The organism is Bacillus sp. JST-5 (assembly GCF_057747715.1).
This window is the reverse complement of the sequence record NZ_JBYLHW010000010.1, coordinates 23,602-50,474: the sequence shown is the minus strand read 5'-3', so window position 1 is coordinate 50,474 and position 26,873 is coordinate 23,602. Positions and strand designations below refer to the sequence as shown.

The 26,873-nt window shown below is 34.8% G+C and carries 29 protein-coding genes and 1 pseudogene; 12 read left to right on the top strand and 18 right to left on the bottom strand.

The genetic code is table 11. The annotated features are described in order from the left end of the window. Window positions 1-268: 268 nt before the first annotated feature. Together AC3ASS_RS04160 and AC3ASS_RS04155 are read right to left on the bottom strand one after the other, a co-directional pair. Window positions 269-781: a YwhD family protein gene (locus tag AC3ASS_RS04160; protein ID WP_488282252.1), complete on the bottom strand. Its 513-nt coding sequence runs from the start codon at window positions 779-781 to the stop codon at window positions 269-271. 17 nt (window positions 782-798) lie between these two features. Then, complete coding sequence (locus AC3ASS_RS04155; protein WP_488282251.1) at window positions 799-1,461, bottom strand: site-2 protease family protein; 663 nt, start codon at window positions 1,459-1,461, stop codon at window positions 799-801. 201 nt (window positions 1,462-1,662) lie between these two features. On the opposite strand from AC3ASS_RS04155, the gene thmT reads away from it, so the two are divergent. Further along, a complete protein-coding gene (gene thmT, locus AC3ASS_RS04150; protein ID WP_488282250.1) occupies window positions 1,663-1,848 on the top strand; it encodes a 2-hydroxymuconate tautomerase in 186 nt (61 codons plus the stop codon). 15 nt (window positions 1,849-1,863) lie between these two features. Here thmT and AC3ASS_RS04145 read toward each other — a convergent pair whose 3' ends face one another. Both AC3ASS_RS04145 and AC3ASS_RS04140 read right to left on the bottom strand, forming a co-directional pair. Further along, on the bottom strand, window positions 1,864-2,376 hold the full coding sequence (locus AC3ASS_RS04145) for a YwgA family protein (RefSeq protein ID WP_488282249.1): 513 nt from the start codon (window positions 2,374-2,376) through the stop codon (window positions 1,864-1,866). Between the two features lie 31 nt (window positions 2,377-2,407). Further along, window positions 2,408-3,715 carry an HD domain-containing protein gene (locus tag AC3ASS_RS04140; protein ID WP_488282248.1) on the bottom strand — a complete coding sequence of 436 codons (1,308 nt, stop codon included), beginning with the start codon at window positions 3,713-3,715 and terminating at the stop codon, window positions 2,408-2,410. Window positions 3,716-3,964: 249 nt separating this feature from the next. On the opposite strand from AC3ASS_RS04140, the gene AC3ASS_RS04135 reads away from it, so the two are divergent. Continuing rightward, window positions 3,965-4,657 (top strand): RsfA family transcriptional regulator, encoded by a 693-nt coding sequence (locus tag AC3ASS_RS04135; protein WP_488282247.1) that lies wholly within the window; start codon window positions 3,965-3,967, stop codon window positions 4,655-4,657. A 114-nt stretch (window positions 4,658-4,771) separates the two neighbouring features. Here the strand turns inward: AC3ASS_RS04135 and lipL are convergent, their stop codons facing one another. Then, window positions 4,772-5,614, bottom strand: coding sequence for an octanoyl-[GcvH]:protein N-octanoyltransferase (gene lipL / locus AC3ASS_RS04130; RefSeq protein WP_488282246.1), 843 nt, complete (start codon window positions 5,612-5,614; stop codon window positions 4,772-4,774). 74 nt (window positions 5,615-5,688) lie between these two features. Further along, on the bottom strand, window positions 5,689-6,666 hold the full coding sequence (gene pta, locus AC3ASS_RS04125; protein ID WP_488282245.1) for a phosphate acetyltransferase: 978 nt from the start codon (window positions 6,664-6,666) through the stop codon (window positions 5,689-5,691). A 199-nt stretch (window positions 6,667-6,865) separates the two neighbouring features. Here pta and hemQ point away from each other — a divergent pair, with 199 nt between their 5' ends. From hemQ to gerQ, 3 genes are all read left to right on the top strand, one after another. Then, window positions 6,866-7,624, top strand: coding sequence for a hydrogen peroxide-dependent heme synthase (hemQ, locus tag AC3ASS_RS04120; RefSeq protein WP_488282244.1), 759 nt, complete (start codon window positions 6,866-6,868; stop codon window positions 7,622-7,624). 280 nt (window positions 7,625-7,904) lie between these two features. Further along, window positions 7,905-8,327, top strand: a complete 423-nt coding sequence (locus AC3ASS_RS04115; RefSeq protein WP_488282243.1) for a cell wall hydrolase — start codon at window positions 7,905-7,907, stop codon at window positions 8,325-8,327. Window positions 8,328-8,351: 24 nt separating this feature from the next. Then, window positions 8,352-8,873, top strand: coding sequence for a spore coat protein GerQ (gerQ, locus tag AC3ASS_RS04110; RefSeq protein ID WP_488282242.1), 522 nt, complete (start codon window positions 8,352-8,354; stop codon window positions 8,871-8,873). Window positions 8,874-9,044: 171 nt separating this feature from the next. Here the strand turns inward: gerQ and AC3ASS_RS04105 are convergent, their stop codons facing one another. Next, window positions 9,045-9,416 carry a DUF423 domain-containing protein gene (locus tag AC3ASS_RS04105; protein WP_488282241.1) on the bottom strand — a complete coding sequence of 124 codons (372 nt, stop codon included), beginning with the start codon at window positions 9,414-9,416 and terminating at the stop codon, window positions 9,045-9,047. A gap of 14 nt (window positions 9,417-9,430) precedes the next feature. Beyond that, the gene (locus tag AC3ASS_RS04100; RefSeq protein WP_488282240.1) at window positions 9,431-9,691 is read right to left on the bottom strand and encodes a YwdI family protein; all 261 of its coding nucleotides are present in this window, start codon (window positions 9,689-9,691) and stop codon (window positions 9,431-9,433) included. A 341-nt stretch (window positions 9,692-10,032) separates the two neighbouring features. Here AC3ASS_RS04100 and speE point away from each other — a divergent pair, with 341 nt between their 5' ends. The 5 genes from speE (at window position 10,033) to AC3ASS_RS04075 (ending at window position 13,529) form a co-directional block, all read left to right on the top strand. Next, window positions 10,033-10,890, top strand: a complete 858-nt coding sequence (gene speE, locus AC3ASS_RS04095) for a polyamine aminopropyltransferase (protein ID WP_488282239.1) — start codon at window positions 10,033-10,035, stop codon at window positions 10,888-10,890. A 92-nt stretch (window positions 10,891-10,982) separates the two neighbouring features. Continuing rightward, window positions 10,983-11,819: a pyridoxine/pyridoxal/pyridoxamine kinase gene (gene pdxK, locus AC3ASS_RS04090; protein WP_488282238.1), complete on the top strand. Its 837-nt coding sequence runs from the start codon at window positions 10,983-10,985 to the stop codon at window positions 11,817-11,819. Between the two features lie 333 nt (window positions 11,820-12,152). Further along, the gene (locus AC3ASS_RS04085) at window positions 12,153-12,503 is read left to right on the top strand and encodes a YojF family protein (protein WP_488282237.1); all 351 of its coding nucleotides are present in this window, start codon (window positions 12,153-12,155) and stop codon (window positions 12,501-12,503) included. A gap of 18 nt (window positions 12,504-12,521) precedes the next feature. After that, window positions 12,522-13,199: a bacillithiol biosynthesis deacetylase BshB2 gene (bshB2, locus tag AC3ASS_RS04080; RefSeq protein ID WP_488282253.1), complete on the top strand. Its 678-nt coding sequence runs from the start codon at window positions 12,522-12,524 to the stop codon at window positions 13,197-13,199. Window positions 13,200-13,214: 15 nt separating this feature from the next. Continuing rightward, window positions 13,215-13,529: a thioredoxin family protein gene (locus AC3ASS_RS04075; RefSeq protein WP_488282236.1), complete on the top strand. Its 315-nt coding sequence runs from the start codon at window positions 13,215-13,217 to the stop codon at window positions 13,527-13,529. A 762-nt stretch (window positions 13,530-14,291) separates the two neighbouring features. On the opposite strand, the gene AC3ASS_RS04070 is transcribed toward AC3ASS_RS04075, so the two are convergent. The 6 genes from AC3ASS_RS04070 to AC3ASS_RS04045 all read right to left on the bottom strand — a co-directional run bounded on the left by AC3ASS_RS04070 (window position 14,292) and on the right by AC3ASS_RS04045 (window position 20,076). After that, window positions 14,292-15,350 carry a PQQ-dependent sugar dehydrogenase gene (locus tag AC3ASS_RS04070; RefSeq protein ID WP_488282235.1) on the bottom strand — a complete coding sequence of 353 codons (1,059 nt, stop codon included), beginning with the start codon at window positions 15,348-15,350 and terminating at the stop codon, window positions 14,292-14,294. 230 nt (window positions 15,351-15,580) lie between these two features. Beyond that, window positions 15,581-16,633 (bottom strand): M42 family metallopeptidase, encoded by a 1,053-nt coding sequence (locus tag AC3ASS_RS04065; protein ID WP_488282234.1) that lies wholly within the window; start codon window positions 16,631-16,633, stop codon window positions 15,581-15,583. A 29-nt stretch (window positions 16,634-16,662) separates the two neighbouring features. Further along, window positions 16,663-17,436, bottom strand: a complete 774-nt coding sequence (locus tag AC3ASS_RS04060) for a hypothetical protein (protein WP_488282233.1) — start codon at window positions 17,434-17,436, stop codon at window positions 16,663-16,665. A 19-nt stretch (window positions 17,437-17,455) separates the two neighbouring features. Next, window positions 17,456-18,454 carry an ABC transporter ATP-binding protein gene (locus AC3ASS_RS04055; RefSeq protein WP_488282232.1) on the bottom strand — a complete coding sequence of 333 codons (999 nt, stop codon included), beginning with the start codon at window positions 18,452-18,454 and terminating at the stop codon, window positions 17,456-17,458. 13 nt (window positions 18,455-18,467) lie between these two features. Next, window positions 18,468-19,274: an ABC transporter permease gene (locus AC3ASS_RS04050; RefSeq protein WP_488282231.1), complete on the bottom strand. Its 807-nt coding sequence runs from the start codon at window positions 19,272-19,274 to the stop codon at window positions 18,468-18,470. A 4-nt stretch (window positions 19,275-19,278) separates the two neighbouring features. After that, window positions 19,279-20,076 carry an ABC transporter permease gene (locus AC3ASS_RS04045; protein WP_488282230.1) on the bottom strand — a complete coding sequence of 266 codons (798 nt, stop codon included), beginning with the start codon at window positions 20,074-20,076 and terminating at the stop codon, window positions 19,279-19,281. A gap of 248 nt (window positions 20,077-20,324) precedes the next feature. Between AC3ASS_RS04045 and AC3ASS_RS04040 the strand changes: the two genes are divergently transcribed. After that, window positions 20,325-21,671, top strand: a complete 1,347-nt coding sequence (locus AC3ASS_RS04040) for a YjiH family protein (RefSeq protein ID WP_488282229.1) — start codon at window positions 20,325-20,327, stop codon at window positions 21,669-21,671. A gap of 116 nt (window positions 21,672-21,787) precedes the next feature. Continuing rightward, window positions 21,788-22,203 (top strand): annotated as a pseudogene (locus AC3ASS_RS04035) (transposase); the annotation flags it as partial. Window positions 22,204-22,264: 61 nt separating this feature from the next. On the opposite strand, the gene AC3ASS_RS04030 reads toward AC3ASS_RS04035, so the two are convergent. The 4 genes from AC3ASS_RS04030 to AC3ASS_RS04015 form a co-directional block, all read right to left on the bottom strand. Further along, window positions 22,265-23,023 carry a type 1 glutamine amidotransferase gene (locus tag AC3ASS_RS04030; protein ID WP_488282228.1) on the bottom strand — a complete coding sequence of 253 codons (759 nt, stop codon included), beginning with the start codon at window positions 23,021-23,023 and terminating at the stop codon, window positions 22,265-22,267. Next, window positions 23,020-24,375: a MurT ligase domain-containing protein gene (locus AC3ASS_RS04025; protein ID WP_488282227.1), complete on the bottom strand. Its 1,356-nt coding sequence runs from the start codon at window positions 24,373-24,375 to the stop codon at window positions 23,020-23,022. Before AC3ASS_RS04025 ends, AC3ASS_RS04030 begins: the two co-directional genes overlap by 4 nt. A gap of 192 nt (window positions 24,376-24,567) precedes the next feature. Next, complete coding sequence (locus AC3ASS_RS04020; protein ID WP_488282226.1) at window positions 24,568-25,764, bottom strand: class I SAM-dependent methyltransferase; 1,197 nt, start codon at window positions 25,762-25,764, stop codon at window positions 24,568-24,570. A 135-nt stretch (window positions 25,765-25,899) separates the two neighbouring features. Beyond that, window positions 25,900-26,853, bottom strand: a complete 954-nt coding sequence (locus AC3ASS_RS04015) for an L-threonine 3-dehydrogenase (protein ID WP_488282225.1) — start codon at window positions 26,851-26,853, stop codon at window positions 25,900-25,902. Window positions 26,854-26,873: the final 20 nt, after the last annotated feature.

Genomic DNA, 26,873 nt, shown 5'->3' with positions numbered 1-26,873 from the left:
CTTCCTTCAGATTCCGCGTCACCACGGACACCCTTGCGTTAAGCTAACTGCTACTTCTGCCTTCGCAGCTCGGGACTTTCACCCTATAGATTACACCCATGCCGGGCGCACATGAAAAAAGACTTGGAAAATTCCAAGTCTCTTTTCTGTCCTAGTATTATACGGTTGTTTACCGTTTTCTTCATTTTACGGTTATTTTCCAATTCCGACAAGATTGAAAAACCTTTGTTCAATAAAATGTCATAGATTTGTCAAGATTTCAAAAAAGTCAGGAAACCTCAAGACCCTTTTTTAACTCCTCGCTCGATAATTCCCACATCTTTTGATTATGATTCATTAAAAATTCTTTTAAAACTTTTTTCGATTCATCATCCATATGATCTACAATCACATGTCCTTTTAACGATTTATCCATTCGGTTGACATGTTCCGGTAAAGATTTATAACCTCTCCGAATAGATCGGTCGACTGTGAATTCACAGGCAGTGACTCCATGATAATATGGTCCTTCTTCTTTTCGATGAATGGTGACCCAAATTAGCCAATATGGCTTTCCATTTGGGACTTCTTCTTTATTAGGCAAAAATTTAATCCCCTTTTCAACAGCACTTCTTGCATGCATAGCACCAAGATCAACAAATGCTCTTTTTTCTTCCACATCAATAATGACAGGGGATACATTCTCTAAACTTAATGTCCCTATTCCAAACCCTTTATGCCCATCAGTTGGATCATTTTTTATAATGTTAAAAGTCACTTGTTTTTTCTCTTTTTTATCCATGTTGTATCCCTCCTAACTTATGGCAAAAATTGAAGCAACGAATAAATGAAATCATACACACCAGGAACGACTTTATTAAAAATTGGGTGAATCGTGTATTGATCAAGAGGTGTAATGACTAATATTAAAAAGATTAAAATTCCATATTGTTCATACTGCGTCATTTTTGCGCGAATGTCATTAGGTGCAAGATCTTCAATAATTCGATACCCATCTAACGGTGGAAAAGGTAGTAAATTAAAGACAAATAAGATGATGTTTAAGTACACAAAATATTCAAAGAAATGGAAAATAAATGTCGGTATGCTCCAAACAAGTCCTGTACGTACGATGATATAAATGATCAAAACACCGATAATCGCCAGTAATAAATTACTCACTGGCCCCGCTAAAGAAACTAAAATCCCTGCTTTTCTAGGGTTTTTAAAATAAAATCGGTTAACTGGTACAGGTCTTGCCCAGCCAAATCCAGCAATAAAAAGGAAAATCGTGCCGATCGGGTCTAAATGAACAGCAGGATTTAACGTGAGTCTTCCTTGGTTTTTCGAAGTAGGATCTCCAAATTTATAAGCCATATAGGCATGGGCGAACTCATGCACAGAAAATGCGATGATTAACGAAACAATAATATAAGGAATGACGTCCAAATCATATGCTAAAAAACGTTCTAAACCTTCCACACATTCAACTCCTTTGTTTGACTTCTTTCATTAGTATACAATAACTATCTTTATGAAAAAAAGATGATGACTCGATCATCGAATCTTTACATAGCATTAATGGCTTAATACTCTTATTACGATATTTTTTTCATTGCTATCCTTCTTTTTTTCCTAGTAAAATACTTCATAGATAATAAGCGAAATTGGAGGTCTACGATTATGCCTTACATAACAGTAAAAATGCTTGAGGGTAGAACGGAAGAACAGAAAAAAGCTTTAGTGGAAAAAGTAACAGAAGCCGTTAGTGAAACAACTGGCGCTCCAAAAGAAAAAATCGTTGTATTTATTGAAGAAATGTCTAAAAATCACTACGCAATCGGAGGAAAGCGTTTAAGTGATGAATAGTTGAAAAAGCTAAGCTTAGTGAGAAAGCTTAGCTTTTTCTTTTAACTTTTCAATATATCGAAACGCTTCTTCTATCTCTTCCTCCGTATAATTTTGCTTACTTTTCGTCGTTTTTATTTTTTCGATGACTTCTTCATACGAAAGGTTATCAAAATATAAGATTGTTGATACAAGTTCTAGAAAACGGGAACTTTGTCCATTCATGTCCTCTAAAAAATCTTTCAATAAAGGAATCTCGCTTCCATATGAATGAAGAAATTCCAATCCTTCCTTTGTCAACTTGTAACGGTATTGAAAATAACCACCTTTTTGTTCTTTTTCCTCCGAAATAAATCCCATATTGCAAAGTTCTTCAATGCGTAACGTTAACTCTTCTGAATAAGGACCAAAAAAATGAAAGGCAAATTTCTCTTGAAAAGGGAACGAATGCTTCTTTGCAATATAAATCATTTTTTGTAACTTCTTCCGCCCGACAATTTCACCCGAATAAAAAATCGCTGATAATAACTTTACATGTTCTTTTAACATTCCCCTTCATCTCCTACTATCATACCAATATCTATTTTTCTTCTAGTTCTAGAAGTTTACGGATTTGTCGTTTCACCGATTTTTTCGTAGATTCGTCGTATAATATATCCATTGGAAAATATAGTTTATGATCCGTACGTCTTTTGCCGGATATAGCATCAACAATTTCTGATTCTCGTGAAAGCTCTTTTAATTCTCCATTCGGCATAAGTAAATGAATCGGTAAACGTTCTCCCTCTTCACCTGGACGATAGAAATCATAAGGTAAATCTGATGAAGAATCCAATACTAAATAATAATCAGGATCAATCCCTGCCTTTTTAAACAACTCGACTAGCTCAACATGTTTCTTATATTCTTTTGCAGGGTCAAATTCAACATATTTAAAAAGATGCCTGTCCATAAATCGCCAACATAAATCACTTAGAATCGGGTCTTCTTCTTCTTGCCACATTTGAAAATAATATAAAAATACCGCTTCATCTAATTTTAAATACTCTTCTAAAGATATTTCCTCTTCAAACAATGAATAAAAGTGTTGAGGATGAAATTTAAAAGAATAGTAATTTTTATGTAAATATTTTGCTCGGTGCAAAATTTTCGTTAATATAACTTCTGCGCTTCGAGTGACTGGATGGAAATAGACTTGCCAATACATTTGGTAGCGGCTCATAATATAGTCTTCTACTGCATGCATTCCGCTCTTTTTAATAACGACTTGATCCTCTCTCGGCCTCATCACTCGCAAGATTCGTTCCATATCAAAATTTCCGTAGCTAACCCCGGTGAAATAAGCATCTCTCAATAAATAATCCATACGGTCTGCATCAATTTGACTGGATATTAAACTTACCACTAATTTATTTTCAGACGTTTTGGCAATTACTTCTGACACTTTCTTAGGGAAATCTTCATGTACTCGTCTTAAAACAGCATTTACTTCTGTATCACCTAAAATAATCGCTTGAGTAAAGTGCTCATGGTCTAAATCGAATACCTTTTCAAATGAATGGGAAAAAGGTCCATGTCCTAAATCATGGAGAAGTGCAGCACAAAGAGATAAAAGTCTATCTTCTTCATTCCACTCTTTTCTCCCTTTAAACACATCATCAACAATTCGTCGAACGATTTCATAAACCCCTAAAGAATGGTTAAAACGACTATGTTCGGCACCATGAAAAGTAAAAAAGGTTGTGCCTAATTGTTTAATTCTTCGAAGCCGTTGAAACTCTTTTGTTCCTATTAAGTCCCAAATGACTTGGTCACGAACATGGATATAGCGGTGAACTGGATCTTTAAACACTTTTTCTTCATTTAATTGCTTATCCCAATACGGCATTTGATTTCCCTCTTCCTAACTATCATGTTTTCATTATATCGATTTTTTCCTTTTCGTTCATCATGATTCGAGCTTTTTATACTATTTTGTCTAAAAAAATGGAAATTGTATACATTGATGTTTCAACAACTTTCTCTCCCATGGAAAAAACTACTATACTTTTAACTTAATTGTATAAATCATCTATATTTTGGACATGATAGAAGTAAAACCTATTAATAACGATCATCATTTAGGGAGTTGAGAAATATGAAAGTACGTCAAGATGCATGGACGGAAGAAAATGATTTATTATTAGCTGAAACTGTTTTACGTCATGTAAGAGAAGGAAGCACACAATTAAATGCGTTTGAGGAGGTAGGTGATAAATTAAATCGAACTTCTGCCGCTTGCGGTTTCAGATGGAATGCCGTAGTTCGCCATAAATATGAAAAAGCGTTGCAACTTGCGAAAAAACAAAGAAAACAACGTCAAAGACTACTAGGAAAAGATCATGGTGGAAAGAAAAAGCTGCTATATCAACCTCCAACACCATCGATTGAAGAATTAGAAGTCAACCCGCTTACTGAAGCTGAAACTTTCGATCATACCAATACTCAAGAAGCGGTCCAATCAAATATTCAAACAAGCGGTGAAATGACATTAGAAAAAGTCATTGCATTTTTACAAAATTTAAATCAAAATCATCTTCAATCAGGATTATTAAAAATTGAGAATGAAAGATTAAAAAGAGAAATTGAAGAGCTAAGAAAAGAAAACAAAGAATTAGAACAAAAGATAAAAGAATTAGAGGAAAACTCTTCCACAATGCAAGAAGATTACGAAACTTTAATGCAAATTATGAACCGTGCAAGGAAACTAGTATTATTTGAAGATGAAGAACGCCCATCGACTAAATTTAAAATGGATCGAAATGGAAACTTAGAAAAGCTTGCCGAATAGTCCAAAAGATAAACAATAGATGTTTATGGGGAATAAAGTTGGCAACAACAAACCGTTATATAAGATAGAAAATGGGGTGCTTTAGCACTCCATTTTCATTTTCTTTTATTATTTCTAAATGTGTCCAATCATTTTTTCATTTCGCTCTTTTATTCTTTCGAAATATTGCTGATACATATTTTGCTCAAACGGAGATAATTGACTACTTACGAGATGGCTCGCAAAAGTATTTAAAGACGTCAAAAAACGAAGCATCACATCTTGAATCGTTAATGGTTGATTAAATAGCTCCGATAAAGAAGCCATTACTTCCGGTTGAATCTTAGGGTAAGAAAACTTAGTTGTCATTCCTTTTGTAGACAAGTCGTAAAAAGATTTTATGATTTTCGCTCGCTCACTTCCTGAATCTGTCACACATAAATAAATTTGAACAGCAACACCTTTTCTTAATCTTCGCTGAGAAATGCCTGCGAATTTTTTTCCATCAATACTTAAATCAAAACTTCCCGGACAATAGGAACCTTTAATTTCTCCCGCCACAATGGGCAAGTTAAAATCTTTGAACATAGATAAAATTAATTGATACATTGCTTCATATCCACGATCAATATCTATCCCTTTTTCCGTATCAGGGAAAATTAATGTAATGTTTAACACCCCTTGATCTAAAACGACCGCTAATCCTCCAGACGTACGAACGATATATCGATAACCAATGCTGTTTAAATATTTTAGACCTTCTTCAATATACGGAAGTTTTGCATCTTGAATACCTAAAATCACACTATTATGATGCACCCAAGTTCGTGCTACTGCACTTGATTGTCCGGATCCAACCGAATGACAAAGAGTATCGTCTATTGCAAACGATTGAAGAGGATCGAAGAACGGACCAAAACTCGTCTGATCAATCACTCTCCACTCATTTTGTTTTAATAGATCAAAGACTTCGCTCATAAACCATTTCCTTTCTTAAATCTAACAACCATTATATCATAGCAAAAAAATAAGGTGTCTCCCTAAGAAACACCTTATTCCTCTATTATTGCTTGAGCAGCGGTTATGATGGCAAGCTTATACACATCTTCCTCATTGCAGCCTCTCGATAAATCATTCACCGGTTTATTTAACCCTTGTAAAATAGGTCCAACCGCCTCGAAATTCCCTAGACGTTGGGCAATTTTATATCCTATATTTCCAGCTTCCAAACTTGGAAATACAAATACATTCGCATCTCCTTTAATTACGGAATCTGGAGCTTTTTTAGCTGCAACAGATGGTACAAATGCAGCATCAAATTGAAACTCTCCATCGATAATAAGATCAGGGTTCATTTCTTTTGCTTTTTTTACTGCCTCTTCCACTTTTTCTGTTTCCTTTGATTTAGCAGATCCCTTCGTCGAAAAACTTAACATCGCCACTTTTGGTTCTAGCCCAAACATTTTTGCTAACTTGGCGCTTTCTACAGCAATCTCTGCTAAGTCATCACTTGTCGGAGCTATATTAATCGCACAATCTGCAAACACATATTTTTCCTCTCCACGGACCATGATAAAAGCTCCAGAAGTTCGTTTAATTCCTTCTTTCGTCTTTATAATTTGCAATGCAGGTCGAACGGTATCTGCTGTGGAATGCATAGCACCGCTTACAAGCCCATCTGCTTTCCCTAAATATACAAGCATAGTTCCGAAATAGTTGACATCAAGAATAATAGATTCAGCTTCTTGTTCCGTTACTTTTCCTCTACGTCGTTCAATGAGGGAAGAGATCATTTCATCTTTATGTTCATACGTAGATGGATGATAAATAGAAATCCCTTCAATTGAAATTCCTTTTTTATTAGCAATTTTTTCAATCTCTTCTTTCTTTCCGATAAGAATTGGTCTTACAAGTTGTTCCTTATGTAAACGAGATGCGGCTACTAATATTCTTTCGTCTACTCCTTCAGGAAAAACAATTGACAATTCTTTTGTGCGAATTTTTTCCTTTAATGCTGCAAATAATTCCATATATCTAACCTCCTATAAAGCATCCCAGTCAAGCATACTTTACATTTATAAAATTGTCATTTCCTAATTATATTTTCCTTTATATGAAAAATCTATCCTCATGGCCGCTTGTCACACAGTTTTCAAGTTTTGAACGCCTATATTTGGTTAAAACTATGATATAGTATGTATTGAATGGATTATGGAAGGAGTGTTAATAATGAATGAAGCAACACAAACTCTAGATGGTTGGTATTGCCTCCATGATTTTCGTACAATAGATTGGACACTTTGGAAATCTTTATCTAGCGATGAACGATATAAAGCTATTTATGAGTTTCAACAACTATTAGAAAAATGGAATAAAGTAGAAGAATCAAGACAAGGAAGCCATGCATTCTATTCCATTGTCGGTCAAAAAGCTGATTTAATGATAATGATTTTACGTCCTACAATGGAAGAATTAAATGAAATTGAAACTGAACTAAACAAAACAAAATTTGCAGAATGTTTAGTTCCTTCGTATTCATACGTTTCAGTAGTAGAATTAAGTAATTACCTATCTTCAGATAGCAATGAAGATCCATATCAAAACCCATATGTAATCTCAAGAATTTATCCAACACTTCCAAAATCAAAATACGTATGTTTCTATCCAATGGATAAACGCAGACAAGGAAATGATAACTGGTACATGCTTTCTATGGAAGAACGTCGTGAATTAATGAGAAGTCATGGAATGATTGGGCGTCAATATGCTGGAAAAGTAAAACAAATTATTACTGGTTCCGTTGGTTTTGACGATTATGAATGGGGAGTCACACTATTTTCTGATGATGTATTACAATTTAAAAAACTTGTGTACGAAATGCGTTTTGACGAAGTAAGTGCGCGCTACGGAGAATTTGGTTCATTCTTTGTCGGAAACCTTTTAGATCGTGATAAGTTTCAACAAATGCTTCATGTAAATGAACAATAAGTGTTTACTAGATTTCATTAAGGCAAGAAGGGAAATATTAACTCTCTTCTTGCCTTTTACTTGTTCCTTCTATTTTCTTCAAATCAAATATTCCTTCTATTTTTGATTCCTCCATTATACCATCGTAGCTATTGTTTATATATTTTTTCAAAATCGTTGAACAAATGGGCTTTTCCATTAGTCATAGGTATTTGTCTAATTTCATATACATGTGTTAGTAAATTAATCCTTTTCTGCTAAATGTTCTTACGTCGATAACTCGACAAAGAGAGGTGACATCATGGGTGTTGTTGCATACAACGACGAAGAAGTAAAACTATTAGCCCGACTCTTACGCGCAGAAGCTGAAGGAGAAGGAAAACTAGGAATGTTAATGGTTGGAAATACAGGGATTAACCGTGTGATTGCTGATTGTTTAGACTTCAAAGATATACGAACAATTAAACAAATGGTTTTTCAATCTCCTGGTGGGTTTGAAGCAACACAGAAAGGTTATTTTTATCAGCGAGCAAGACAAATTGAGATTGATTTGGCTAGAAAAGTTATAGCCGGACAAAGATTTCATCCTGCGACTAATTCTTTATGGTTTTTCAAGCCTCAAGGCTCTTGCCCAGCCCAATGGTTTAATCAATGGAATTCTGGTCGCTACAAATCGCATTGTTTTTATTCTCCAACAAGATCCAATTGCCCTACAGTTTATTAAATATATGGAGGAGGAAAATAAAAAATGAGTTCAAATGTTGGAAATTCTTACAACCAATATTATTTTCGTCAGCAGCAGCCGTCTGCCATGAGTTATAGCGGACAACAGCCGGCAGGAACAGGCTTCGGTAACGCTCAAGCGTTACAGCAATCATATGGTCAAGGTTTTCCAGGATTTGGTGCTATGTTTCCACAAATGCCTTCTGGTTCGGTCATTCCTGGTGGTCAAATGCCTTCTCAATCTCAAGCACCTCAAATTCCAGGAATGTTACCATTAGAACAATCCTATATTGAAAATATTTTACGACTAAACAAAGGGAAACTAGTCAATGTCTATGCAACTTTTGAAAACAATAGAGAATGGAATGCAAAAGTGTTTAAAGGAGTGATTGAGGCAGCAGGAAGAGACCACATTATATTAAGTGATCCAGAAACAGGGATTCGGTATTTAATATTAATGGTGTATGTTGATTATATAACATTTGAAGAAGAAATCGATTATACCTATCCATTTGGATCACAGGTCTCAACCTATACTCCAAGATAATGATTTGATACTTAATAAAAGGAAATACATTGAATTGAATGACATTTTTCAACTTTTAGCTAAGTTCTCCCTAGAAAATTGCTGGGTAATAAAAAATAAAGAGCGATTCGAGAAACAACAAAATGGTTCCTCGAGCCGCTCTTTTTTAGACGTTTTGAGTAGCATTTTTCATCAAAACATTTTTACAGCAACGATCATTAACAATACCCATGCGATTAGAAAAGAAACTCCACCGAAAGGAGTGATCGCACCTAAAATCCGAATTTGCGTTAAACTTAAAATGTACAAGCTACCTGAAAATAGAATGATACCCGTCAACATAAGCCATCCGGACCATGATAGAAGTTGGTTAGCAGGAATATTACCTGATAATACACCTATGACAAGTAACCCAACAGCATGAAACATTTGATAGGTAACCCCTGTTTGCCAAGTTCCCATATATTTTTCAGGCAGTTTTCCTTCTAGAATATGGGCTCCGAAGGCACCAAAAGCTACTGCCAAAAACGCATTGATAGCTCCAATTAATAAAAACGTATTCATGTAAATTCCCTCCATTAAAAATCAAAAATTGAATCTCCGTTTGCCCCGTCTTCTGTCTTTAAACGTTTTTCAAGAAGGACAGGTTGTGATGAAACTACTTTTGGCTCATCAGAGGTAAACGATTGAACCGTCTCCTCTTGTTCTTCCAAAATGACTTCACATAATGATTTAATGGACTGAACATGCTCCCGAATCGTAGGAACATGGTTTGTATTTTTCGCCTTATGTAACTGCTCTTCAATTTTACGCAATATCCTTTCATGAGATATACTCATGACAACACCCCATTTTTCTTCACAATCTTTTTTTCATATTTCATACATGGATTCCCCGATGCTCGAAATACCGCCACCGATGGTAATTCTTTTGTTTTAAAATTAAAAGCTTTACATCCTCTAGGGAATTTCGGATCCCAAGTCACATAAAAATGTTTGCACTGAAAACAATTCACCATTCTTCCCATTATAACATCCCCATGATTACCTATGTATAATTTTATTGTACAAGAGTTTTGAAAAATATTCGAATAGATATGTTACTCCCCTTTTCTCGCAAAAAATACAAAGTATTGTTACAATGAGACAAGAAATATAGTTTGAACAATAGGAGGGTTACTATGGAAAGAAATGTAGAATACTTACAAAATTTCGATGGGGCTCTATGGTTAACGGAGAATGATCGTGACCATTTAAAAATAAGCTATAAAATTCGTGATGTAATTTTTTCCGAATCATCTCCTTTACAGCATGTCATGATTTTAGATTCGTATGATTTCGGTAGAATGCTTGTCCTTGATGGAGTCGTACAAACTACTTCCATTGATGGTCACATTTATAATGAAATGATTACTCACGTCCCTTTACATATTCATCCAAATCCTAAAAAGGTTCTAATTATTGGCGGAGGAGATTGTGGAGCCGCACGGGAAGTCGCGAAATATAAAGAAATCGAGCAAATTGACATGGTGGAAATTGATGAATTGGTTGTAAAAGCTTGTAAAGAACATTTACCGGAAGTTTCCGGAAATCTGTCTGATCCACGGGTGAACTTTATTTTTGACGACGGAGTACAATTTGCGAAAAATAAAGTCAATGAATATGACGTAATTATTGTTGATTCTTCAGACCCAGTGGGACCTGCAGAGCAATTATTTGAATACGAGTTTTATAAAAACTTGCATAAAGCTTTAAAAGAAGATGGAATCATGGTTTGCCAAAGTCAGTCACCAATTTTCCATTCATCCATTTTAAAGCAAACTGCCGATTCTATTCGCCAATTATTCACATATTCCGGTACTTATACTGCCGTTGTTCCTACTTATCCGGGAGGTCTGTGGAGTTTTACAATTGGTTCAAAACAACATTCTTTAAATCCGGAAACTTTCAAAAATCACCCGATTGAAACGAAATATTTCAATCAAGAAATATTAAAAAGTTGCTTTGCACTACCAGAATTTATGAAATCAATAATTTAAAATTCACGTGGTACGATATAAATAAATTGTTATAATGAATGAGGAAGATTCTATTTGATATTGCTAGTTATCCACCTTAGGGAGGTAAAAAAATGACTATGAAAAAAACATTAACGCTTGCAGGTTCAGATTCTAGTGGCGGTGCAGGAATTCAAGCAGATTTGAAAACGTTTCAAGAGCATGGCGTATATGGTATGACAGCTTTAACAACCATTGTGACGATGGATCCTAATAATCACTGGCATCATAAAGTTTTCCCGCAAAATGTCGATATCGTTGAATCTCAATTGGAAACAATTCTTTCCGTCGGAATAGATGCGATGAAAACTGGTATGCTTGGCTCCGTTGAAATTGTTGAATTAGCAGCAAGAAAAATAGACGAGCATAAACTTGATAAAGTTGTCATTGACCCAGTTATGGTTTGTAAAGGAGAAGATGAAGTATTACAGCCAGAAACAGTAGATGCTGCTCGAGAACTTCTTCTTCCGAGAGCAACGATTACAACTCCAAACCTATTTGAAGCTGGACAATTATCAAAACTTGGTCCAATTAAAACAGTAGAAGATATGAAAAAAGCTGCCGAGAAGATTGTTGATTTTGGCGCTAAAGCTGTTGTTATTAAAGGTGGAAAACAGCTTGAACATGAAAAAGCTGTTGATTTATTCTTTGATGGAAAAGACTTTATTTTATTTGAAACAGATAAAGTAGATACCACTTATACACATGGTGCGGGTTGTACGTTCGCTGCTGCTATAACAGCTAATTTAGCCAACGGACAATCTACGTTAGAAGCTGTGAAAAATGCAAAAGCATTTGTTTCTGCAGCAATTCGTCATGGATTTAAACTAAATCAATACGTTGGTCCAGTCATGCATGGAGCATATAATCGCTTCCCATCTGAGCGACTAGAAGTAAAAGAAGTTCAATAATTGTATAAAGAGGCTAGACAAACTCGAGTCAAAAGAAAACGGCACTTGTGATGAAAAAAATCATAAGTGCCTTTATTTTTTGTTCTTCTTCGTTTCGACAAGACGCTTTTTGCGGGGCACGGTTCAAGGCGCCTCGTACATACTTCAAGTCTTGCGAGGTCACAATGCACGCCCTCCACTTTAAACAGACGGGTTAAAATATACTGGTTAAACAATTATCCCCTACTTTTATTAGTCTACATACGCATAAATCATTCTTTTCGCGTAAATGAATTTTTTTTAGTATGATAAAAATTAGAAATAGAGCTTTTTCTTAAAGATAGGAGGAATTCAATGGAACCTATTCAAGATAAAGAACAAGTCCAGCAAGTCATTGATCAGTTTGCCAATGATGAAGTATATATACATTTAGAAACGACTAACGGTGCTTATGCTTCCCATAACGATGAAACTTTCCTGAATGCAGGATGCTTTATTCGTAACGCAAAAATAAAATATTCAATCGGGAAAATCGTTGGAAATGGCCCATATCGCGTTGGCTTAAAATTAGATTTAGGATGGGTGTATGGAGAAGGCATTACCCACTATGAAGTAGACGAACTCGGTCGACTGTTAATGGCAGGGCATGATTCTAGTGGAAAATTAGCCATTGCCTTTGAAATTAGTAGAACACCTTTTGAATAGAAAGGAGTGATAATTTTGATTGAAAATGAAAGACATGTATTAGTCGTATTCCCTCATCCAGACGACGAAGCTTTCGGAGTGAGTGGAACGATTGCCTCATACATCCAAAATGGGTCTCCTGTGACATACGCTTGTCTAACTCTTGGAGAAATGGGAAGAAATATGGGGAATCCATTATTTGCTACGCGTGAAACGTTGCCAAAAATTCGAAAAAAAGAATTACAAGCAGCATGTGAAGCAATGGGACTAAAAGATTTAAGAATGCTTGGTTTTCGTGATAAAACAGTAGAATTTGAAGATGAAGAAAAACTTGCCGATGTTATATTCTCGTTAATAGATGAGTTAAAACCTACACTCATCATTACATTCTATCCGGGATATTCTGTTCACCCGGATCATGAAGCTTGTGGAAGAGCAGTAGTTCGAGCGGTTAGTCGCCTGCCAATTGAAGATCGTCCTAAACTACATTGTGTAGCATTTTCTAACAACTGTGTTGAAGAATTGGGTGAACCTGATATCATCCATGATGTTAGTGCGGTTCAAGAAATTAAAATGAAAACTATTAAAGCTCATGCTTCACAAACTCAATTGTTTTCGCAAGATATGGAAAATAAAATAAAAAATAAGGATCCTCAAGCACTTGCTTGGATACAAAAAGAAAGATTTTGGTCCTATCAATGGGAAAAGCATTCATAAATGGAGGTTATAAAAATGAAAGAAATTACATCTGTAGAACAATTTAACGAAATCATTAACAGTGATGAAAAGGTAGTGGTGAAATTTTATACGAATTGGTGCCCAGACTGTGTTCGTTTAAATATGTTTATCGGTGAAATTCAAGAAAAATATAGTAATTTGAAATGGTATCAAATGAATAAAGATGAAATCCCTTCTGTAGCAGAAGAGCAAAATGTAATGGGAATTCCAAGCTTACTTGTATTTAAAAACGGGGAAAAACTTGGTCATCTCCACAGCGCATATGCAAAAACTCCTGAAGAAGTAGACGAATTTTTAGCTTCTGTTTAATAAAAAAACTAGTTTCAAATATGAAAGAAGCAGAAATTGAGGATTTTCAATTTCTACTTCTTTCTTTTTTCATATTTGTGCTCCTATTCATTACTAGTATATAGGAAAATGGATTGTTACTCGTGAATATGAATTTGTCAGTGGACCCTAGATTGATTTCATTTATAAGTTGAACGCTCCTGAGTGATTTGGTTAAACGATTGGTAGAAAAACTTGCAACCTGTATTAATATATTTGCAAGTTAATTAATCACTGGTGAATGATTGAACGAGCATTAGAAAAAAACTTGCAAATCATAATGATTTACTTGCAAGTCGATCATTCGAAAGTGATTTTCTTTCAATCGGTGAGGATTGGCGGTCACCAATCCTGATCAATTAAATGATTATTTGCAACTCTTCTGATCAAATTTGCAAGTTTAAAAAAAGTATTTGTAACTATTGGATAGTTATTTGCAACTTGAAAAAATGAAACTTGCAACTGCGCGGAAAATATTTGTAACTTCGAAAAAATTATTTGTAACTCCCCGCCATTTTCTTGTAAGTCGACGAAAAATCTTGCAACTTGATTGAATTTATTTGCAAGTCGATGGTTCGAAAAGTACTCTAAAAATTTTGCACGGAATATTGATTATTTACAAAATGATCGTTCAAGAGTGAATTTGTTTTTTTATATAAAATGCAAAGCCAGTGAAACTTAAAAAGAAAAATTTCACTGGCATTCTCTATTACGAGGAAGGTTCTGTCCTCCTCCAACAAAAAATTATATTTCTTTTGGCAAAGGAATTTTTATTAATCGATCATCTTCAACTAATGGATTGCCTCGCCCATCCGTATTATTGGTAACAAAGTATAATTCATCCCCTAAAATAAACACGTCTCGAATTCTTCCAAATCCAGATACGACTTTCTTTGATTTCCCTGACTTCAAGTCAAAAGCCATCACTCCTTCTCCCCTTAGCATAGCAACATATAGAATTCCATCTTTATAAGCCATTCCTGACGGAGCCCATGTATCGTTTCCTGAATGAAATAACGGAACTTTCATGTCTTTTGCCTGTTGATCACCTTGAATCAGTGGCCATCCATAGTTACCTCCTTTTTCTATTTTATTCACCTCATCGTGCGCACTAGATCCATGCTCTGAACTATATAATTGGCCGTTTTCATCCCAAACGAGACCTTGTGGATTACGGTGTCCATAGCTATAAACATACAGATCTTTGAAAGGATTATCATCGGGAATAGATCCATCAAGATTCATCCTTAATATTTTTCCACCTAATGAATCTAGTTGTTGGGCAATTAAAGGGTCCGTAGCTGCATCCCCAGTTGTTGCATACAATTTCCCATCTGGACCAATTTTCAATCTTCCTCCGTGATGGTAACTACCGCTTGGTATTCTATCTAATAAAACTTGCTTTTCATGCCATCCATCTTCTCTTTTTTCCATGGTAATAATTCTATTAAACTGACCATCACTATTTTCATAAGTATAGTAGGCAAATGCTTGATTTTCTTCTTGAGGATGTAGAATAAAGCCTAATAATCCAGCTTCAGCCGCTGTCGCTAGAGGTTTTTCAAGAAATACTTTATTTCTATTAATTTGACCATTAGTAATTTCCACAACAGCTCCTGTCCGTTCACTAATATAAAATGTTTCTCCGTCATAATTAATTGACCACGGTATATTTAATTTTTCTGCTACTACTACGGCGCTTTCTTTTTTATTTACGGACTTATCCTCTACTTCTCGTTGTTTTTCATGTGAACATCCGAAAATTGCAAATATAAGAACAAAAGTCAAAACCAACTTTCGCATCAAATCACCCTTTCAGGAATTTTTACTACAAGTGTTGCCAAAAAAATCGAAGAATAATAGTTCTTTTTCATAAAGTTTATATTTTTTATTAGAGGAAGCGTTTGTTTCCTTATTCCCGGAGTTTACGCTTGAATTGTAAAATGCCACCAACCTCCGGTAACCATATATAAAAAAACAGAGATTGATATTTCAACCTCTGTGTTCGTCTTTCATTGAGTATATATAATTCGTTATTCAACCATGTCAGATAACACATAATGATATAATAGTTTTTCTGTATTCTCTATGGATGAAATATGAGTTCTTTCAAAAGCATGGGAGGAATCAATTCCCGGACCGATTAAACCGTGAATGATGTCATGACCGCTTCGAATAGCGGCAGAAGCATCAGAACCGTAATACGGATATATATCTAGCTTATAATCAATCTGATATTTTTCTGCTAATTGGACTAAATGTTTTCGTAGTTTATAATTATACGGTCCACTTGCATCTTTAACACATATCGAAACTGTATACTCATCGGTGGATTGTCCGTCACCCATCGCTCCCATGTCCATCGCTAAATATTCAACGGTTTCTTTTGTAATATTTGAGTTTCCACCATACCCGATCTCTTCATTATTAGAAATAAGAAAATGAGTGGTATAAGGAAGTTCTATTTGATTTTCTACTAAATGCTTAATTAACATTAATAATGCACCGACACTGGCTTTATCATCTAAATGACGAGATTTAATATAACCGCTCTCCGTAATTTCAACTCTTGGGTCAAACGATACAAAATCGCCTACTTCTATTCCTAATGCACGTACTTCATCAGCAGTATGTACTTTCTCATCTATGCGCACTTCAATATTTTGCTGATTTCTTTCCGCTTTTCCGGCGTCTTTGTACACGTGAACGGATTGTTGATGCATTAAAATCGTTCCAGTGTACACTTTTCCGGAAGACGTTTCAATTTGACAATACTCTCCTTCAATAGAGTTCCATGTAAATCCGCCGATTAAATCTAATCGAAGTCTTCCATTATTTTTAATTTCTTTGACCATAGCCCCTAGAGTATCTACGTGGGCTGTTAACATTCGATGTTTACGATCATCTTTCCCTTTTAATGTTACGAGAAGCCCCCCTTTTCGATTTCTTCTCGTTTCCAAACCAAGATTTTTTAAAAAACTTTCTACATATTGAATCACTGCTTCCGTGTTTCCGCTTGGACTCGGAATCGAAACTAGTTTTTCTATCACTTTTAATGTTTCTTTACTATTTGGATAAGTTGCCATTATCTTTCCCCCTTACTATTGATTGTACCTTAAATCTTGTTTTCATACATTTGTAATTCTTTATAAATAGATAATGCCTCTACTAGAAATCCCCAATCATACCCTGTTTTTTCATGAATTCGATTTGCCCATTCTTCAATTGTTTTTAACGGTTGATCCCGATCAATTCCTTTTGTCGTACTTAAAAAACTCTCCCAATTATAAAACTCCCAATGGGCGATTTCATCTTTATAAGGTATTCTACACTCTAATAGAACACGAGAACGCACATGACTTTGTGAATAATTGGCTCCGTATAAAAATTCATCCAAATGTATTTTCTTTAACTCGTATGTTTGAGAAGACATTTTTCCATTCGGCCGATAGTATTGAATGGTGATAGATTCTTGACTCGGAATCACCTTTACTTCTGCACCTGGAAAAAATCCATGAAGATTTTCCGTTGTAAAATTTGAAGTTGTATCTATAAGAATCGGTTGGATCCATTGGTCACCTAAATCACATAAATAGCGATTTCCTCGTTCATCAACTGCAATGACCCCAACATGTGCTTTTGGTGTATGAAATTGGCTTCCGATAAAATAAGAGTCAATCCCTTCCTTTTGAAACTCATCATATAGCCATAATGCCAAATCAAAACAATTCCCTGTGATTCCGTATTGCTCCCGATGTTCTTTCATAAGTTCAACATTTCTTTGTTTCTTAAAATTTTTCTTATAAAATAGCCATCCTTTAGTTAATGTCTCCATTGGAAAGTGATCAAATCGCTTCCAAACATCTAAAATATACTTTGGAGCCTCCATTCTTTTCCCTCTTTCTGGTTTATTGAATGACAGGTTCTTTAAAACCTTCTTGGTATATTTTACTGATAATCGTTTCAATTTCAGGTTCCTCTACTGTTAAGTCCGTAATGTTATGTGTTCTCGTAATTTGATGAATGATTTCGGATGCTGATATTTCAAATCGATTGAAACGAATCCATTTCCGGTTTCCTTCTTCTTTGATTAGTTCTCCCCCTCGTACTTGAAGCTCCTTCCCATTTTCCTCTACATCTACTATTAACGTTCTTGTCGTTCCAAAACGATTCTTCACAGTTAATATATCGCCATCGTACACTTTTTGACCGTGGTCGATGAGAACCATTCGTTGACAAAGCTTTTCAATATCTTCCATATCGTGAGTCGTTAAAATGACGGTGACATTTTTCTCTCGATTAATTTCTTGAATAAACGTTCTCATTTTTTCTTTTGCTACCACATCTAAGCCAATGGTTGGCTCATCTAAAAAAAGAATTGGTGGATCATGAAGGAGAGATGCTGCAATATCTGCTCTCATTCGTTGACCTAATGAAAGCTGACGGACTGGAGTGTTTAAAAACTCAGATAGTCCGAGAATATCACAAAAGATGTCCATGTTCTTTTTATATAAAGAATCAGGAACACGATAAATTTCCTTTAATAATTCGAACGATTCAATCGTAGGTAAATCCCACCATAATTGTGTCCGTTGGCCAAAAACGACCCCAATGTTTTTGGCATTCTTTTGCCTATCTTCATAAGGTACTAGCCCATTAACTATGACTTTCCCTGATGACGGGACTAAAATGCCGGTTAACATTTTAATCGTCGTTGATTTCCCAGCACCATTCGGGCCAATATAACCAACCATTTCACCTTTTTCAATGGAAAAGCTAATATCCTTCACTGCTTCCTTCGTGATAAATTCTCTTTTAACAATACTTTTTAATGCCCCTATTATTCCTGTTTCACGTTTTGCCACTTTAAATTGTTTATGTAAATGTTCTACTTCAATGATTGCCATATTCATCACTCCTTTATGAGCCTGTACTTTTATAATGATTTAACCCAAACATCCAAATAATATATGCAATTGTGAAAAAGATGACTCCGACAAGTGGCGATAAGTACCCAATATAAGATGGAAAAAAAGGAATATCTTTTTCAAGAATGACGGATACAGGAAAGTAATTCACGAACCCAAACGGAATGACAAAGGCTATAATCCATTGAATCACTTTTGGATAAATGACGAGCGGATAGTACGTTAAATTTCTTGCTGGATACATAGCTACCCAATAAAATTGTTCAGATTTTGTTGTCCAAAAGGCTATGGCCGATATCATGACGAGTAGTCCGCCTTGAATAAGAACTCCACCAATCGTTGCTGCTATTAAAAATAAAAACTTTGTTATGCTCCATCCTATATCTAAAACTCCACTAACCCATATAAATACAAAAATACTAAATATAAATTGTCCAAATGAAGCAACATCAAATTTCATCGCCATGAAATGAAAGAACGGATGAATGGGACGAACTAAGAAACGATCAAACGTACCATTGAGAATATATGTATCAAGACTTCTAAAATGAAAAAATAATATGATACAAAAACCCCAAGATAAAATGGCAAATGCAAATAAAAATAACATTTCATAGAAATTCCATGATCCTAACTGTTGAAATTGATATAACATAACCCACATCGTTACAGCTGTACCTGTATAAGCAGTAATCATTCCGACAATTCTCATAATAAAAGCAAACCGATATTGCATTTGTGCCCGAACCCCTGCGGATACGAGCCGAAAATATAGTTTTATATATTTAATAATCCCCATCACCTTATCCTCCCTGTACAACTACCTTTTTCGCCGCTTTTCGCCAAATCATTCTTAAAATAGCAAAACATATCATTACCCAAAAGAACTGAACTCCAAGGGAAAGATATAAATCGGAACCTGTTATTTCCCCTACAAAAATAGCGTTTGGGATAAAATATATTCCCTGAAACGGTAAATACATCGCTAACGTTTCAAGCCATGATGGAAAGAACCAAAGCGGAATGACTGATCCTGACAATAAAGAAACAGAAAAATAAAAAATATCTTCTACTCCCCCGGTTTCAACTAACCAGAAAGTAAGTAGACCAAAAGTAAGTTCAATACAATAACGAATAAGGAAACCTAATAAAGCACTAATAATAAAGAAAATCCAAGTTTGCATCGTCGAAGGAAGGGATAAATCAAAAATGAAAAATAGCACAACATATACTGGTAAAAGAGCTGTAATCATATAAAAGGCAACACTGCCAAAATCGGCAAATAAATATCGAGTTGGGACATCAAATGGTCGCATTAATTCTAACGATATATCTCCTGTTCGCACCTTTTCCTGAATTTCCCACAAAGGTGTACCTGCTCCATTAATTCCTGATAAAAATTGACTCACGACTATATATGTAAGCATCGCTTGGAAGCTTACGCCTCCTGCTTCATCTTTTCCAGCATATAATGCTATCCAAATAGAACTCCACATGAGTAAAAATATTAAATTTGAAAATAATCGGGACCACACTTCAAACCTATATGCTCCTGCACGAATAAATGCTTTTTTTGTAAACGTTATGTACATTTTCAACATGTTGAACACCCCAAATTTCAGACCAGAATATTTAGACTATTGCATATTTTACCACAAATCCTTTAAATTAAGGGTTGTAAAACTATAAATCTATATTTCTTTTTTCTATCGAAAATTAAGCGCTTACATTTATTTTTTACAAAATAATGATGAATTTATAAAAAAATTAGTAGTATTTCCTTTGTTTTTGTATTAATATAAGTATTATTGAATAAATATAAACACCAAAAAACTAGAAAGGAGATATTATGAATACACAAAAAGCTAACTTTTGGTTATTTCTCATACCTTCTCTTATCGGTGTATTTCTTTTTATGATCCCTATTCCATTTGACGGATCTTGGACAATCCCTGTTGCTATTCTCGCTAATTTTATTCAACAGGAAAATATTTTAGGTCCTTATATTCCGGGGATCATGACATTTTTAATCACATTAACAGCAATATGCTCTCTATTAACAAAATTATTTAAGCCTGAATTCATTTTGAAATACCCATTTTGGAATAATTTATTTAATGTTAATTATTTTTGGTTAATCATTCGAATTCTTGGTGCTGTTTTTGCCATTATGACATTCTATCAAATCGGGCCTGAAATCGTATGGTCTAGTGATACAGGGGGTACTCTATTAGGAGACGGCGGACTATTATCCGTATTATTTGCCGTATTCTTATTTGCAGGACTATTGCTCCCATTACTATTAAACTTTGGTTTACTCGAGTTTTTTGGTGCACTACTAACCAAGTTTATGAGACCTTTATTTAAGTTACCTGGTCGTGCATCTATTGACTCATTAGCCTCTTGGATTGGCGATGGTACAATCGGAGTATTATTAACAAGTAAACAATACGAAGATGGTTATTATACGAAAAAAGAAGCTGCGATCATCGGGACAACGTTTTCAATTGTATCGATTACATTTAGTATCGTTGTTATTCAAGAAGTTGGTTTAGGACATATGTTTGTTCCATTTTATTTAACAGTCACATTCTCTGGTATAGTTGCTGCCTTAATTATGCCGAGAATACCTCCTTTATCTCGAAAACCTGATACTTACAGCAAGGAAGTTGAAGGACAACGGGAGATTATTCCTAAAGGAATGACACGTGCCCAATGGGGATACTCAATGGCATTGAAAAAAGCTGCCTCCAATTCTAACATTAAAGAATTCTTTAAAGACGGAGGTAAAAATATATTAGACATGTGGTTAGGGGTTGCCCCTATCGTTATGGGGATTGGTACAATCGCCCTCATGTTATCACTAACTCCTTTCTACGAATGGGTTGGAGCACCGTTTATTCCTTTATTAGAATTATTGCAAGTTCCTGAAGCAAAAGAGGCAGCTCCTTTAATGGTAGTAGGATTCGCTGATATGTTCTTGCCGGCAATTTTAAGTTCCGGTATTGAAAGTGAAATGACACGTTTTATCGTAGCAACGATTTCTGTCACTCAGCTCATTTATATGTCTGAAGTTGGAGGATTGCTTCTAGCATCAAAAATACCTGTTAACTTCTTAGATTTAGTGATTATTTTCATCCAACGTACATTGATTACATTACCAATTATCGTATTAGTCGCACATTTTATCTTTTAATCCAGAAACCTATAGGCTTTAATGCTTATAGGTTTTTATATTTTCCTCTTACTCACATGTCCATTAAAATGTTCTCATGATAAAAATCATCAAGAGAATGAACGGCACCCCATTTGTTATCACCTGTTTTAGACTTATTTAACGGTGAAATTATTACTTATACAATTGGTCATTGACCAACATACTCACTTGTTTCTGAAATGTTAGAAAAAGCATTCAAAAAATGACCAGTAGAGTATACGATTATAATGCATTTTGATCAAGGCTGGCATTATCAAAAGAAGCAATATCGTCATGCCCTAAAAGAGAAAACATTGTGCAAAGTATGTCTCGCAAAGGAAACTGTTACGACAACTCGGTCATGGAGAATTTTTTTTGGGATTATGAAGTCTGAATTTCTGAATATGAAAGTGTGGAACACATTATAGAGGAACTTGAAGAGTATATAAACTATTACATCACGAAACGAATTAAGGCAAAATTAAAAATGAGTCCGGTACAATACCGAACTCATTTTGAACAACCTGCTTAAATGAAATAACCGTGTCTAACCTTTGGGGTCACTTCAGAATCGTCTCTCCTGATGCTTTTTGTTAAAATAAACGATATTTCTTAGTTCCTGAATCTCGATTCCAAATTTGTTCATTAGCCAAGTTAGCGAACTCATCATCAATAGGATGGTTAGTTAAAATAGATGAATCTCCGTATTTTCGTTCTAACGCCTGTTGTAACAACCAATCAGCGATTCGCGGATTTTTACTTAATATTGGACCATGTAAGTATGTTCCGATTAAATTATTATAAATCAATCCCTCTTTACGATCATTTCGATTGTTACCAAATCCGCCAATTACTTCTCCAATCGTCTCATATGAATGGAACGTCTCACCACTATGGTTTTCATAACCTACTACTTGTCCAAACTTTTCTGATTGAACCCGTAAATCACCAATTAAACGGTCTTTTGGATCATTACTAGTTGCCTTTGTGTAAAAATTTAATATTCCAAGGCCTCTCATTCTTTCCCCATCTGCTGTTTCATAGTAATCTCCTAAAAATTGATAACCTCCGCAAATGGTCAAAGCCGCTACACCATCCTCAATGGCAGCTTTAAATTCATCTTTGATTTTAAACAGTTCATCCGTACATAAACTTTGCTCTCGATTACTTCCGCCCCCGATAAAGAAGATGTCGGCATCTGTTAAATGAAGGTCTTCTTCCTTTTTCACTTCATGCACATTCAATTGTATACCGCGCCATTCACACCGCTTTTTTAAAATAATAATATTTCCACGATCACCATATAAATTTAATTTATCAGGAAAGAAATGATATAAATTTAATTCTTTCATGCTTCATTGCTCCTTTGTACTTGCTCCTGTTTCACATTCGGATGGCGTTCTAAAGATGTACGGACTTGTTCTAAGGCTGTATACGTAGAAATGAAATACGAATTCATTGGGAGCTTGGTTGCTTCTTCTACTGCTTCCTGAATAGAAGGATAAACTTCAATTTTTTCTTTCGGTATTCCAGCGTATTGAATACGAACGGCTAAATCATAGGCTCGTCTGCCAGAACATATAACCCTTGTTACATCTGGTCTATTTAACAATTCGTAATCAGCATCCCATATCCATGATACATCTGTTCCATCAGCACCTAAATCATTTAAGAATAGAACCATTTGTTTTTCGGATTCGTCTTTTAAATAACTAGACAATGTGGAATTTACACCTTGGTGATTTTTCGCAAGATTTAACGTATATCGATATCCATTACACGTAAATGTTTGCATTCTTCCATTTTGGAGTTTATATGTTTCTATTCCCCGTTTAATTTTTTCCTTATCTACACCTATTTCAATGGAACAAGCAATTGCTGCCGCTAAATTATAAGCGTTATAGTCACCCTTTAATTGACTGTTATAAACGTCTCCTTTAAATTGAACAGAAACAAAAGGTTCCGCTTCAATTCGTTCTAATTCATATTGAATAAAAGGACGTTCAAAGCCACAAGGACAGCGATAATATCCGAGTTGTCCATAATGGCTATGGTCATAAATTAATTCTTGTCCGCAATCTGGACAAAATTTCGAATCTGACATTTCATGTTTTTCAAATTCATAAGCATCTTTATTTAAACCAAAATAAACCGTATCTTTCTTTAAACTTTTCAACCGGTAACTAAACGGGTCATCCCCATTTAAAATTAATTTCGTTTTTACCGGACGAATAGCATTTTCCATTTTCTTGATCAGTTCATCAATTTCTCCAAATCGATCTAGCTGATCACGGAAGAAATTTGTTATCACAATCATATCTGGCGTGACATATTTAAGGACATTAATTAATGTTATTTCATCTACTTCAATGATGGCATATTTTACATCTTTAATTTTTCCAAACAGATTCGTCTCTTTCATAAAGCTAGAAGTTATACCTGAAATTAAATTACTACCTTCAGAGTTATTTATATACTTTTCTCCCGTCTCAGAAAAAATTGTAGAAACGAGATTGGATGTTGTTGTTTTCCCGTTTGTACCTGTAATTAATACGATATGATCAACCTGTTTGGCTAAATGACCTAACAGATCTGGTTTAATTTTTAATGCAACCATTCCTGGAATGCTAGTACCGCTTTTTCCAATCATTTTACTTAATAGACCGGCTATTTTCCCCACCCATAAACTAATGTAATATAGCATATATTTATCCTCCTGCATCTGTAGCAATTCAATAAATCGATATATAAAAAAAATAACCTATCAAAAAGAATACCATAAATAATCTCTACAATGCACTTATTATCAACTAATGGAAGGATTTATAATTTCTTTAATAAAACTTTTTCCATAAAAAAATACTACAGCTTTTTTTAAACTGTAGCTCGTTATGTTTTAATCTAACTTTATCTTCTTGGCTACTGCGGTGAACGTTTTTGGAATCCCAATATCATCTAATTTATGGTTTGGTTCTTCTTCTAGTATTTGAACTTGTAATTGCTCACTGGCCATCGCGGTAATGATTTCACCTAATGTCCATTTTCGATGATAGACTTTTTGTAATTGGTCTTTCTCATCTAATAATTTGGCAAAGGCAACATCACTTTCTATGATAGAAGGATTAAAATAATTCCCCGTTACTTTATGTTTCTTTCCTTTTGACGTTATTAACTTCGTAGAAACTGGATGGAATTCGTGTAAAATAAATAATCCTCCCTGTTTTAACAAGCTCGAAACTTTTTTGAATAACATATGCAAATCAAGGAAATAGTGAAGAACCCCTAATTCCATAAACGCAATATCAAATGTTCCGTTCAAATCATCATTCACTTGTAACAAATCTTGATTAATATATTTCACTGATTGACCACTTTCTTCTGCTAATAAACGTGCATATTGTTCGTTCTCTTTTGAAAAGTCAATGACGGTCACATCAGCCCCAAGGATGGATAGTGCAGTTGCTTTTATTCCGTTAGAACCTAGTAAATGAACGATATTTTTCCCCTGAACATCCCCAAAATACTTATAAAACGGATGTAATGTCCATGAAGGATTGTTCTTAATTTTTTCCACTCTTTCTTCAGGTCTCCCATATCTTTTTACGAGAGCCTCAAACTGATTTTGATTCCATGCTAATTGGTTCTGTTCATTCATATTTTCCTGTTTCTTATTTAAATATTGATGTATGGCGGTTTTCATATCGTTGTCTACTAGCACATCAAAAATCATCGCATAAATCGATAAACAAGATATACTGCGATTGTTCAACTCTACGGTTATTAAATATGGATTTGTCCGAATGGTTGTATTATGCATCGCTTTTATTTCTACAAATAGATCGCCCATATAAAATTGAAAGTAAGATTCTCTCATATCTTTAATGATTGGTGATGGAGAAAATGACTGAAATTGATCGTATACGTCTTGGATCAAATCCCATTGAACATAAATAGTAATAATATTGATATATTTTGGAAAAGTGACTCCTTGTAAGATAGCAGAAGATTCTTTATCGAAATAATAGGGAATTTTCATGCTATCTAATTTCTCGGCTAATTCGCAACAACTTTCTTTAATCGACCGTTCGTTCATATATGTATCTCCTTTTTTGGATAAGTAACAATCCTATTTTATTCTGAAAGAAGATGATTTTCTATCTTTTATTTTTATTCGTTTTTATATAAACATTCCTTTGCAGTTAACAATCTAATAAAAAAAGAGGAGGTTTTATTCCTCCTCAAATTTCTTTTTTAATTTATCTAACATATCCACTGTCATTTTTGCTAAGTCATATTCCGCCTTAAATCCCCATTCTTCCTTTGCTGCAGTTGCATCAATGGAATTTGGCCAACTGTCGGCAATACCTTGACGGATTGGGTCGACATCATATGAAATCTCAAACTCAGGAATGTGCTTTTGAATCTCTTTTGCTATTTCTTCCGGTTCAAAACTCATAGCTGTAACGTTAAATGCATTGCGGTGAATTAACTTAGAACCATCAGCTTCCATTAAATCTACAATGGCATTTAACGCATCTGGCATATACATCATATCCATATAAGTTCCTTTAGCAATATATGATGTATATTTCTTATTTTTTAATGCTTCATAATAAATTTCGACTGCATAATCTGTCGTTCCCCCACCTGGAGGTGCTACGTATGAAATTAGGCCAGGAAAACGAAGTCCACGTGTATCCACATTAAATTTATGATAATAATAGTCACATAAAAGCTCTCCAGATACTTTATTCACTCCATACATTGTAGTTGGACGTTGAATCGTATCTTGAGGGGTTTGATCTTTCGGGGTAGAAGGACCAAACGCACCTATAGAGCTTGGTGTGAAAAATTGTGTCCCTAGTTCTCGAGCGACCTCTAAAGCATTCACTAAACCACCCATATTTAAATTCCATGCAAGCAGTGGTTTTGCTTCTGCCGTTGCGGAAAGGAGAGCCGCTAAATGCATAATCGTATCCACTTCGTATTTTTTTGCAATGTCATACATTTTTTGACTGTCCATAACGTCTAATATCTCGAATGGACCAGAAGTGGCAGCTTCCGATTCATTTTTTCTAATGTCAGTAGCAATGACGTTTTCATTTCCATAAATATCTCTCAATTTAGTGACAAGTTCTGATCCTATTTGTCCTAATGCACCTGTTACTAAAATCTTTTTCATTTTCTTCCTCCTATGTCTCC

What these genes read in the sequence shown, in the direction of transcription:
- AC3ASS_RS04075 (WP_488282236.1), top strand. Translation starts at nt 13,215, where the DNA reads ATGAAAGAAATTACATCTGTAGAACAATTTAACGAAATCATTAACAGT.
- AC3ASS_RS04045 (WP_488282230.1), bottom strand. Translation starts at nt 20,076, where the DNA reads ATGTTGAAAATGTACATAACGTTTACAAAAAAAGCATTTATTCGTGCA.
- AC3ASS_RS04050 (WP_488282231.1), bottom strand. Translation starts at nt 19,274, where the DNA reads ATGGGGATTATTAAATATATAAAACTATATTTTCGGCTCGTATCCGCA.
- AC3ASS_RS04025 (WP_488282227.1), bottom strand. Translation starts at nt 24,375, where the DNA reads ATGCTATATTACATTAGTTTATGGGTGGGGAAAATAGCCGGTCTATTA.
- AC3ASS_RS04105 (WP_488282241.1), bottom strand. Translation starts at nt 9,416, where the DNA reads ATGAATACGTTTTTATTAATTGGAGCTATCAATGCGTTTTTGGCAGTA.
- thmT (WP_488282250.1), top strand. Translation starts at nt 1,663, where the DNA reads ATGCCTTACATAACAGTAAAAATGCTTGAGGGTAGAACGGAAGAACAG.
- AC3ASS_RS04145 (WP_488282249.1), bottom strand. Translation starts at nt 2,376, where the DNA reads ATGTTAAAAGAACATGTAAAGTTATTATCAGCGATTTTTTATTCGGGT.
- AC3ASS_RS04055 (WP_488282232.1), bottom strand. Translation starts at nt 18,454, where the DNA reads ATGGCAATCATTGAAGTAGAACATTTACATAAACAATTTAAAGTGGCA.
- AC3ASS_RS04160 (WP_488282252.1), bottom strand. Translation starts at nt 781, where the DNA reads ATGGATAAAAAAGAGAAAAAACAAGTGACTTTTAACATTATAAAAAAT.
- AC3ASS_RS04140 (WP_488282248.1), bottom strand. Translation starts at nt 3,715, where the DNA reads ATGCCGTATTGGGATAAGCAATTAAATGAAGAAAAAGTGTTTAAAGAT.
- lipL (WP_488282246.1), bottom strand. Translation starts at nt 5,614, where the DNA reads ATGAGCGAAGTCTTTGATCTATTAAAACAAAATGAGTGGAGAGTGATT.
- speE (WP_488282239.1), top strand. Translation starts at nt 10,033, where the DNA reads ATGGAAAGAAATGTAGAATACTTACAAAATTTCGATGGGGCTCTATGG.
- AC3ASS_RS04085 (WP_488282237.1), top strand. Translation starts at nt 12,153, where the DNA reads ATGGAACCTATTCAAGATAAAGAACAAGTCCAGCAAGTCATTGATCAG.
- AC3ASS_RS04030 (WP_488282228.1), bottom strand. Translation starts at nt 23,023, where the DNA reads ATGAAAGAATTAAATTTATATCATTTCTTTCCTGATAAATTAAATTTA.
- AC3ASS_RS04100 (WP_488282240.1), bottom strand. Translation starts at nt 9,691, where the DNA reads ATGAGTATATCTCATGAAAGGATATTGCGTAAAATTGAAGAGCAGTTA.
- pta (WP_488282245.1), bottom strand. Translation starts at nt 6,666, where the DNA reads ATGGAATTATTTGCAGCATTAAAGGAAAAAATTCGCACAAAAGAATTG.
- AC3ASS_RS04020 (WP_488282226.1), bottom strand. Translation starts at nt 25,764, where the DNA reads ATGAACGAACGGTCGATTAAAGAAAGTTGTTGCGAATTAGCCGAGAAA.
- hemQ (WP_488282244.1), top strand. Translation starts at nt 6,866, where the DNA reads ATGAATGAAGCAACACAAACTCTAGATGGTTGGTATTGCCTCCATGAT.
- pdxK (WP_488282238.1), top strand. Translation starts at nt 10,983, where the DNA reads ATGACTATGAAAAAAACATTAACGCTTGCAGGTTCAGATTCTAGTGGC.
- AC3ASS_RS04135 (WP_488282247.1), top strand. Translation starts at nt 3,965, where the DNA reads ATGAAAGTACGTCAAGATGCATGGACGGAAGAAAATGATTTATTATTA.
- AC3ASS_RS04040 (WP_488282229.1), top strand. Translation starts at nt 20,325, where the DNA reads ATGAATACACAAAAAGCTAACTTTTGGTTATTTCTCATACCTTCTCTT.
- gerQ (WP_488282242.1), top strand. Translation starts at nt 8,352, where the DNA reads ATGAGTTCAAATGTTGGAAATTCTTACAACCAATATTATTTTCGTCAG.
- AC3ASS_RS04060 (WP_488282233.1), bottom strand. Translation starts at nt 17,436, where the DNA reads ATGGAGGCTCCAAAGTATATTTTAGATGTTTGGAAGCGATTTGATCAC.
- AC3ASS_RS04070 (WP_488282235.1), bottom strand. Translation starts at nt 15,350, where the DNA reads ATGCGAAAGTTGGTTTTGACTTTTGTTCTTATATTTGCAATTTTCGGA.
- AC3ASS_RS04015 (WP_488282225.1), bottom strand. Translation starts at nt 26,853, where the DNA reads ATGAAAAAGATTTTAGTAACAGGTGCATTAGGACAAATAGGATCAGAA.
- AC3ASS_RS04065 (WP_488282234.1), bottom strand. Translation starts at nt 16,633, where the DNA reads ATGGCAACTTATCCAAATAGTAAAGAAACATTAAAAGTGATAGAAAAA.
- AC3ASS_RS04115 (WP_488282243.1), top strand. Translation starts at nt 7,905, where the DNA reads ATGGGTGTTGTTGCATACAACGACGAAGAAGTAAAACTATTAGCCCGA.